2 protein-coding genes are annotated in these 1579 nt (G+C 34.3%); one reads left to right on the top strand and one right to left on the bottom strand.

Annotation, left to right across the window (positions count from 1 at the left end):
* On the top strand, positions 1 to 527 hold a 527-nt coding region (locus tag ACFIKD_RS09340; RefSeq protein ID WP_375647889.1), incomplete at its 5' end, for a hypothetical protein.
* Here the strand turns inward: ACFIKD_RS09340 and ACFIKD_RS09335 are convergent.
* Complete coding sequence (locus tag ACFIKD_RS09335; RefSeq protein ID WP_375647887.1) at positions 501 to 1325, bottom strand: hypothetical protein; 825 nt, start codon at positions 1323 to 1325, stop codon at positions 501 to 503. The genes ACFIKD_RS09340 and ACFIKD_RS09335 overlap by 27 nt on opposite strands.
* Positions 1326 to 1579 lie beyond the last annotated feature (254 nt).

Below are 1579 nucleotides of genomic sequence, written 5' to 3'. Positions count from 1 at the left end.
ATGAGTTAATAGCGTCACAAAAAGCGTTGATGGAAGGACAGCTAGCAGAAAATGAAGAGAAAATACAACATTTACAAAAATTACAAAAAGAAGTGCAAGAACGTTTGTTGGAATCTGAACAGAAGAAGTCTAAAGAGCAAGAATATTTGACTGAATATGAAAATATTAATGACAATCTTCAAGAGCCTGAAGATGTTCGTGCGCTTGTAAGAGAGTTTGTAAACAAAGCTCCAATTATAAATGAATATAGTGATGAAAAAGATTATGATAGAGCACGAAAGATATTGCAACAATTAATGATGGATGAACAGAGAAAGAATGAAGCAATTCAAATTATTAACGATGTCCATACATGGTTTATGGCAAAAAAAACCGTTACAATTGAAGAAGTTAATAAATGGGATAGATCGCAATATTTATTATTTCATCTTGTGAGGCCAAAGCCACTGACATGGGCCGAGTTGGCTGAAAAAAGTATTGAGGAACAACAGCGTTATTGTTCAAATTGGAAAACCATTATTCTTTGAACGTAACAGCTGTAAGAGCTCTGGTTCTGGTTCAAAGTATTGAATATCGCGGACGGGAAAATTCACTTTTTCTGGTGGATTTTGAGGATCTACGGCAGTGTGTTCTAAAGTGAATGTTAGTCTAGATGGTGTATTATTATTTATAGGTGCGATAGTAAGAACCAAGTATAGCGAGCCGGAAACATCAAGGCTAAATACATTAAGAGTATCATATATTTTAGGTTCTACTTTAGGTTTTTTAAAACAGAGAAGTTTGAAATTTTTGGGGGAGATGGTGTGTACCTTTTTATAAGGAGGAAAAGGATAGGATATACTATATGTTGCATGAATAAATCTAAAAAGGCTGTCTTTATTTATACTAATCGAATTGATTGTAATTGGTTGTTTTGTAGGATTTGCAATGAATAAAGCTATATCGATGAATAAAAATACGTCACTATCGGGATCTTTATATGTTCGCATATATTGTGACAAAACATTAAGTTTTCTTTGCTCTAAAATTTCTGTCTGTTTTTCTAGAACGTTGGTAAGCTTTTCTAGCGCTTGTGCTTGTTGTTTAGTTGATTTAGCTATGTTCATGGCATTAGCTAATTCAGCTTTAAACTTTTCTAGATCTTCTTTTCTTAATTTTTCAGCTTCTATTTTGTCTTCCTTTCTTAATTTCAATGTCTGTTTAATAGAACGAAAAGCAAAAATTGCTGATAATAAAGCACCAACCGAAGAAAGTGCTGAAAATAATACAGAAAACGCTGAAAATAATACAGGATGCTGTTCTATCCAATTTAAAACTGCTTGCATATTTTACACACCGTTCTTTCTTTCATTTTCGGAAAAAAACAACCTAATAAAACACATTGTGTATGGAGAGGCGCAGTGATTAACACGATTCTTTGTTTTGATCTAGGTACCAAAACGGGGTGGGCGATACGTGGTGCAAGTGGTGACATGTTCAGTGGTACCGTGAATTTTCAATCGCGCCGTTTTGAAGGCGGTGGAATGCGTTACTTGCGTTTTAAACAATGGCTATCAGAAATAAAGCAGACAGCAGGTCA

The organism is Bartonella sp. CR84HXZ, from assembly GCF_042194535.1.
GTDB lineage: Bacteria > Pseudomonadota > Alphaproteobacteria > Rhizobiales > Rhizobiaceae > Bartonella > Bartonella grahamii.
This window is presented reverse-complemented; position numbering and strand designations above follow the sequence as displayed.

What these genes read in the sequence shown, in the direction of transcription:
- ACFIKD_RS09335 (WP_375647887.1), bottom strand. Translation starts at nt 1,325, where the DNA reads ATGCAAGCAGTTTTAAATTGGATAGAACAGCATCCTGTATTATTTTCA.